Annotated in this window: 8 protein-coding genes; 4 read left to right on the top strand and 4 right to left on the bottom strand. The window is 38.4% G+C overall.

All coding sequences use genetic code 11. From position 1 onward, the window contains the following. Positions 1 to 134 precede the first annotated feature (134 nt). The 4 genes from rplT to ACTQZM_RS11580 all read right to left on the bottom strand — a co-directional run bounded on the left by rplT (position 135) and on the right by ACTQZM_RS11580 (position 2,348). The gene (rplT, locus tag ACTQZM_RS11595; protein WP_016251342.1) at positions 135 to 494 is read right to left on the bottom strand and encodes a 50S ribosomal protein L20; all 360 of its coding nucleotides are present in this window, start codon (positions 492 to 494) and stop codon (positions 135 to 137) included. Positions 495 to 541: 47 nt separating this feature from the next. Continuing rightward, complete coding sequence (rpmI, locus tag ACTQZM_RS11590) at positions 542 to 742, bottom strand: 50S ribosomal protein L35 (RefSeq protein WP_047342648.1); 201 nt, start codon at positions 740 to 742, stop codon at positions 542 to 544. A 64-nt stretch (positions 743 to 806) separates the two neighbouring features. After that, positions 807 to 1,328 carry a translation initiation factor IF-3 gene (gene infC, locus ACTQZM_RS11585; RefSeq protein ID WP_047242391.1) on the bottom strand — a complete coding sequence of 174 codons (522 nt, stop codon included), beginning with the start codon at positions 1,326 to 1,328 and terminating at the stop codon, positions 807 to 809. A gap of 321 nt (positions 1,329 to 1,649) precedes the next feature. Continuing rightward, a complete protein-coding gene (locus ACTQZM_RS11580) occupies positions 1,650 to 2,348 on the bottom strand; it encodes a deoxynucleoside kinase (protein WP_441653854.1) in 699 nt (232 codons plus the stop codon). 196 nt (positions 2,349 to 2,544) lie between these two features. On the opposite strand from ACTQZM_RS11580, the gene mvk reads away from it, so the two are divergent. The 4 genes from mvk to fni are packed head-to-tail and all read left to right on the top strand — an operon-like array spanning position 2,545 to position 6,586. Then, on the top strand, positions 2,545 to 3,486 hold the full coding sequence (gene mvk, locus ACTQZM_RS11575) for a mevalonate kinase (protein WP_441653853.1): 942 nt from the start codon (positions 2,545 to 2,547) through the stop codon (positions 3,484 to 3,486). After that, positions 3,479 to 4,471, top strand: a complete 993-nt coding sequence (gene mvaD, locus ACTQZM_RS11570) for a diphosphomevalonate decarboxylase (RefSeq protein WP_441653852.1) — start codon at positions 3,479 to 3,481, stop codon at positions 4,469 to 4,471. The genes mvk and mvaD overlap by 8 nt, the downstream gene beginning before the upstream one ends. Next, positions 4,468 to 5,556, top strand: coding sequence for a phosphomevalonate kinase (locus tag ACTQZM_RS11565; RefSeq protein ID WP_441653851.1), 1,089 nt, complete (start codon positions 4,468 to 4,470; stop codon positions 5,554 to 5,556). The genes mvaD and ACTQZM_RS11565 overlap by 4 nt, the downstream gene beginning before the upstream one ends. Then, positions 5,546 to 6,586, top strand: coding sequence for a type 2 isopentenyl-diphosphate Delta-isomerase (gene fni, locus ACTQZM_RS11560; RefSeq protein ID WP_349279230.1), 1,041 nt, complete (start codon positions 5,546 to 5,548; stop codon positions 6,584 to 6,586). The genes ACTQZM_RS11565 and fni overlap by 11 nt, the downstream gene beginning before the upstream one ends. The last annotated feature ends 294 nt before the right edge of the window (positions 6,587 to 6,880 follow it).

Here is a 6,880-nt window from a genome sequence, read left to right as displayed (position 1 = left end):
TAAGCATCGATTGAAGAAAGAAAAGAAAATAAAAAAAAGAGAGAAAGCATTCATAAAATAACTTTCTCTCCAATTGACTTAATTGCCAACAACACTACTTGACAAAGAGCCGCCTTTTGTATGATTAAATAAAATTATTTAGCTAAGGCTTTTTTTGCTTCTTCCGCTAGTGCAGTAAATGCAGCAGCGTCAGTTACAGCAAGGTCAGCTAACATTTTGCGGTTGATTTCGATACCAGCCACTTTTAAGCCATGCATTAATTTAGAATAGCTTAATCCATTCATACGAGCTGCAGCGTTGATACGTGCAATCCATAATTTACGGAAATCGCGTTTTTTCTGACGACGATCGCGATATGCGTAGTTGTATGAATTCATTACTTGTTCTTTAGCTGTTTTGAATAATGTATGTTTTGAACCGTAATATCCTTTAGCTAATTTTAGCATTCTTTTACGGCGTTTACGAGTGACTGTTCCACCTTTAACACGTGCCATGTTTAATTCCTCCTAATATATATCCTTGAACTTTATTTACGAGTTGATTAACGCATTTGTGATAATTGTTGACGAATACGTTTGTAATCGCCTTTATGCACCATGCTAGCCTTACGTAATTGACGGCGTTGTTTTTTAGTTTTACCGTGGAAACGGTGGCTTGTGAAAGCACGGAATCTCTTTAATCCGCCTTTACCAGTGCGTTTTACACGTTTTGCTAATCCGCGGTGTGTTTTTTGTTTAGGCATAACTAATTTCCTCCTCAAAAATCTTTCCAATCTGACTATCTACATTTTGTAGACCAAAGATGAATTATTTTTCGTTTTTAGGTGCAAGCACTAAGAACATGCTACGACCATCCATTTTCGCTTGTTGTTCCACACTAGCAATATCTTTTGTTTCTTCAGCCAAGCGATCTAAAACCTTCTGACCAATTTCTTTGTGAGTAATGGCACGGCCTTTAAAACGAATTGACGCTTTAACCTTGTCCCCTTTTTCTAGGAACTTACGTGCATTACGCAATTTTGTATTGAAGTCATTTAAATCAATCGTTGGACTCAAACGAACTTCTTTCACATTGATCACTTTTTGTTTCTTACGGGCTTCGCGTTCTTTCTTTTGCTGTTCAAAACGGAATTTTCCGTAATCCATAATGCGAGCAACCGGTGGTTTTGCATTTGGTGCCACTAACACTACATCAAGATTGGCTTGTTCAGCAATCTTCAGTGCTTCTGCTTTACTCTTAACCCCTAATTGTTCTCCGTCTTGATCAATTAAACGTAACTCACGTGCACGAATGCCGTCGTTAACCATCATATCCTTTGCTATGGTCATTCACCTCCAGGTTTATTTGCCAGAATGAAAGTAGACACAAAAAAACGAGTCCATACTGAACCCGCGCTAAAAGTAAAAAGTTCCTCCAGGAAAACTTTTCAACCTATCAGCCCGGCAAGAATATCACCCAGGCGAGAAGCGCGTGCCTCTACTTTCTTTTCTCAACTATCAAATCATATCGCATTTTAAAAATGAAGTCAAGGAATTTTAACAAAAAAATTTAAAATTTTGCCTTCGCTTTCCTTTTTACTTACTATTTCTCATTTTCATAAATAGAATAGGCACTTCTCGTTTAATTACGTAGAAATGCCCAAAACTTACTTAAATACTATTTTTCTTATTAACCAAACTCTGTCTCATATTATCCACAATCGCATCATAAGTGATTTCAAATTTTGGATTTTGGTAGATTTCTTCAATCTGTTTCGCAATTTTTGCCACATCATCCATATTATTGAAATCATAATCTAGCGCATTGATCCGAAGTTTTTCAGAATAATGATATTCTTCAAACCATTCTCGATAGCGTAAATGAGCTTCTTGATAATATTCATATAAAAAGGGATGTGTCATAATGTATTCTTTGACTTTTGGTACTTGATAAATGCGATCAATCATATCATGAAACGGTAAATCAAGGAAAAGTAAAATTTGTGAAGCCTCATTTGAACGATCAAGTGGAATTTCACTTAATCGTTTATTGATCCGTGCAAAATAATCTTCTACTTCTTCCTGGTCTAAAAATCCTAAATCAGCGGTAATTTTCATCCGCAAAACATCTTCATATACAGAACGGTCAAATACGGTATATGGCTCGGTCATCGCCTCACCTACTTGTTTCATCCGTTCCATTAAGAAGTCTTCATCGTAGCTGCAAGAAATAGTCCCCTTTGCTTTGTCATAAAGTGGGTTATCCGTTTGACGCGACTCTACAATATGCGCTTTACTGTGAAAATACTTGGCTAAATTTTTGGCTAATGTTGTCTTACCTGATGAGTAGACCCCTGATACAATAATCACTATTTTCCCCTCGCTTTTTAAAAATTTTTATTCCCTCTCCCCGCATTCTCTAGTTAGACAATCATTAAGAAAATACTAAAGAATGACTTTTACACAAAAAATTTAACAAATTAGTTTAAACTTTGCAACTTTTTTCTTATAATATGCAAGGAAACCTTTTTTATAAAAAGAAATTTTGTCAGATTGCGAGGATTCAATGAAAAAAATAGGAACTGGCCATGCCACAGGTAAAATTATCTTAATCGGTGAACATTCGGTTGTTTACGGAAAAAAAGCCATCGCCTTCCCGTTTGCTGGCGTTGGTATTCATACCTTGGTTCAAGCAAACCCCTCTGTACATATCCAATCCAAATATTTTAATGGAACGCTAGATGAGATGAAGCAAGTCAAAAGTATGCATAATCTTGTCTTATTAATAGAAGTGCTAAAAAAAGATTTAGCACTTCCTGATTTTCGCTTGAACATTGAAAGCACCATTCCAGCAGAACGTGGCATGGGATCTTCAGCAGCAGTGGCCGTTAGTATCATTCGGGCGATTTTCGATTGGCGAGAATTACCACTAGATGAAAAGACCTTGCTAAAATATGTCGATTATTCTGAACAAATTGCCCATGATAATCCAAGTGGGATCGACGCAGCGGCAACAAGTGGCACACAGCCTATCCTTTTTGAGAAAGGGCAGCCATTTGAGACTTTCCAACTGAATGTAGATGCCTACCTTTTAGTTGCAGATACTGGAATCAAAGGACAAACGAGACAAGCAGTCAAAGATGTCGCGAATTTAGTGCAACAAAAAGGGGCTAGTATTCGTCAAATTATCGATCAACTTGGTGATTTAACGCTAGAAGCCAAAACTGCCATTATCGAAAACCAAGCAGAAAAACTCGGCCAAATTATGACTGCTAGCCATCGCCTCTTACAAAAACTTACTGTCAGCAATCACACACTAGACCAAGCAGTTGAATTAGCTTTAACACATCATGCTTTAGGCGCTAAATTAACTGGTGGCGGTCGTGGTGGTTGTTTGATTGTATTAGCCAAAGATTTACAAAATGCAAGATTTATTCAAGAGAAATTAATCAGTTATGGCATGAAGCGTACCTGGTTACAAGGATTAGGAGTTTATCAAAATGTATAAAGGAAAAGCAAGGGCCCACACGAATATTGCCCTCATCAAATATTGGGGAAAAGCAGATGAAAAAATCATTCTTCCTAAAAACAATAGTCTCTCACTTACTTTAGATGCTTTTTACACAGAGACGTCCGTTTGCTTTGATGAATCTTTTACAGCAGATTGTTTTACCCTTGATGGTGTATTACAAGATGCAAAAGCCACACAAAAAGTCAGCAAATTTTTAGATTTATTCAGACAAAAAGCCAACTGTGACTATTTTGCTAAAGTTGAAAGTGTCAATCATGTACCTACTGCTGCGGGACTGGCTTCTTCAGCAAGTGGCTTATGTGCTTTAGCCGGTGCCTGCAATCAAGCATTAGGCCTTGGCTTATCGCAAATAGAGCTATCAAAAATGGCACGAAAAGGTTCAGGATCGGCTTGTCGCAGTGTTTACGGTGGCTTTGTGGAATGGGAAAAAGGCTATGACGATGATAGTTCCTATGCCGTCCCTGTTGATTCTGCGGGATTTGAAGATGAACTAGCAATGATTTTTATCGTAGTAAATCAAAAGCAAAAGAAAGTTTCTAGTCGTGATGGAATGAAATCCACTGTCGAAACTTCAAGCTTTTATCCTGTCTGGCTACAAGAAGCCCCTAAAGATTTACAAGCTATGAAACAAGCCATTCACGCAAAAGATTTTACCAAGCTTGGCCAAATCACTGAAGCCAATGCCTTAAAGATGCATGCATGCACATTAGCTACGGTGCCACCATTTACCTATTGGAATGCTGAAAGTATGCTAGCCATGGATGCCGTGCGCAATCTTAGAGAATCCGGACTGGAATGCTATTTTACAATGGATGCAGGTCCTAACGTGAAAGTCCTTTGTCAAAAGAAAGATGAAGCATCTATTTTTGCTGAATTAAGCAAACAATTCCGTAACGAACAATTGATTATTGCCCATTCCGGAGTAGGGATTGAATATTTAGAAATGGAAGTGTCAAAATGATAGAAGTATCCGCGCCAGGGAAGCTATATATTGCTGGAGAGTATGCCGTTGTGGAAGTCGGTCATCCTGCCATTATCGTTGCTGTAGACCAATTTATTACCGTAACCATCAATCAAGCAGTCGGAACCAAAGGAAGTATCCAGTCAGAACAATATAGTGACTTGCCGATTCGCTGGTTTAGAAGAAAAGGCGAACTAGTCCTTGACCATCGCGAAAATCCATTCCACTATATTTTAGCTGCCATTCGCTTAACGGAAAAATATGCGAAAGAAAAAGGTCATCACCTCAGTTTTTATGATTTGAAAGTAACCAGTGAGTTGGATAATTCAAACGGTCGCAAATACGGCTTAGGTTCAAGTGGTGCAGTGACTGTTGCTACTGTGAAAGCTTTAAATGAGTATTACCAACTTGGCTTAGATTTAATGACCCAATTCAAATTAGCCGCTTTAGCTCATTTAGATGTTCAAGGAAATGGTTCTTGTGGAGATATTGCTGCAAGTTGCTTTGGTGGTTGGATTGCTTTTTCTACCTTTGATCATCCATGGGTGATTGAAAACTTTGGTCGCTTATCGATAGCTCAATTAGTCGAACAAGATTGGCCTGGGCTTAGCATTCGTCCTTTAAAGGCACCAAAAGCATTACGCCTATTAATCGGTTGGACGGGCAGCCCTGCGTCTACCTCAGATTTAGTAGACCAAGTGCATCAATCAAAAAAAGCTAAAGAACAAGCCTATCAACAATTCTTAGTCGCAAGTAAAGCCTGTGTGGAGCAAATGATTTTAGGATTTGAAACGCAAAATGTTACTTTGATTAAAGAAATGATTTCAAAAAACCGCCAATTATTAAATGAACTATCTGCAATGACCGGTGTATTAATTGAAACACCTGCCCTAAAGTTACTTTGTGATTTAGCTGAAAACTATGGAGGCGCTAGTAAATCCTCTGGTGCCGGTGGTGGCGATTGTGGAATTGTCATCGTTGACCAAAAAACGGGAATTTTACCTTTGATGAGTGCCTGGGAAAAAGCCGAAATCACCCCATTACCATTACATGTTTATGCCAAGGAGGGAAACAATGAATCGTAAAGACGAACATATATCACTTGCTAAAGCTTTTCATGATGAACGCAAAAATGATTTTGATGCGATGCGGATTATTCATCATTCTTTTCCTGAATGTCGCGTGGCAGACGTCTCCATTCGTTCTGAACTCATGGGTAAAAAACTTGCTACTCCATTTTTTATCAATGCGATGACTGGTGGTAGCGAAAAAACCAAAGAAATCAATCAAAAATTAGCCATTATTGCACGTGAAACAGATTTAATGCTAGCAACTGGTTCGGTCACAGCAGCTTTGAAAGATCCTTCATTAATAGATTCTTTTAGTATCGTACGTAAAGAAAACCCCAACGGCCTGATTTTAGCCAATATTGGGGCTGGAAATAATGTAGAAGATGCCAAAAGAGCCGTAGATATGCTCGAAGCGGATGGGCTACAAATCCACGTCAACGCGCCGCAAGAACTCGTAATGCCTGAAGGAGATCGTGACTTTACAGACTGGCTAACCAATATCGAACAAATCGTTAACGCAATCGATGTCCCCGTTATTGTCAAAGAAGTTGGCTTTGGTATGACCCGCGAAACTATGCATCAAATTTTAGACCTTGGTGTAAAAATTATTGATGTCGGCGGCAATGGTGGAACAAGCTTTACCAAAATCGAAAATGCCCGTCGTAAAAAACGCGAACTTTCCTATCTGGATCATTATGGGCAATCCACAGTGATTTCTTTACTGGAAGCTTACGAAATGAAACGAATCTTTGAAATTGTAGCCTCAGGTGGGATTCGCAATGCTTATGATATCTTTAAGTGCTTATGTTTAGGCGCTAAAGCAGTGGGAATCTCTGGCACGATTTTAAATTCTCTATTAACGGATGGACTAGATGAAACGATTGAACTGATTTATCAATGGAAACGCGAGCTAGTGATGCTTTATACCATGACAGGTAAAACGACGACCAAAGAGTTGAAAAAAGTCCCGATTTTTCTTACTGGTATTCCTAAAAACTGGTGTGAAGCTAGACAAATAGACCTTTCACATTATAGTATTCATTAATGAGGTTACTGTATACGCAACATCCCATAGTTCTATTTAGTTAAGATTCCAGCTGAATAGAACTATGGTCTTTTTTTGCCCATCTAAAGCTGTTTTACAACCATTTAGCTTAAACCACTCACGATTAAAATCATGAGTGTTCTCGGCTAGTTCATAAAAAATGAGTAAGGTGCGTTCTTATACCGTAAGCGTCCAATAACAAGGTGTATCGCATCTATCTAGTCCTCCAGTTATACTGTATTCAAACAGAAGATTGGAGGTTTTTTATGATGAAACAACCCATTGTCCCTCTAG

The sequence above is a fragment of the Enterococcus cecorum genome (assembly GCF_052119425.1).
GTDB classification, from domain to species: domain Bacteria; phylum Bacillota; class Bacilli; order Lactobacillales; family Enterococcaceae; genus Enterococcus_E; species Enterococcus_E cecorum_C.
This window is presented reverse-complemented; position numbering and strand designations above follow the sequence as displayed.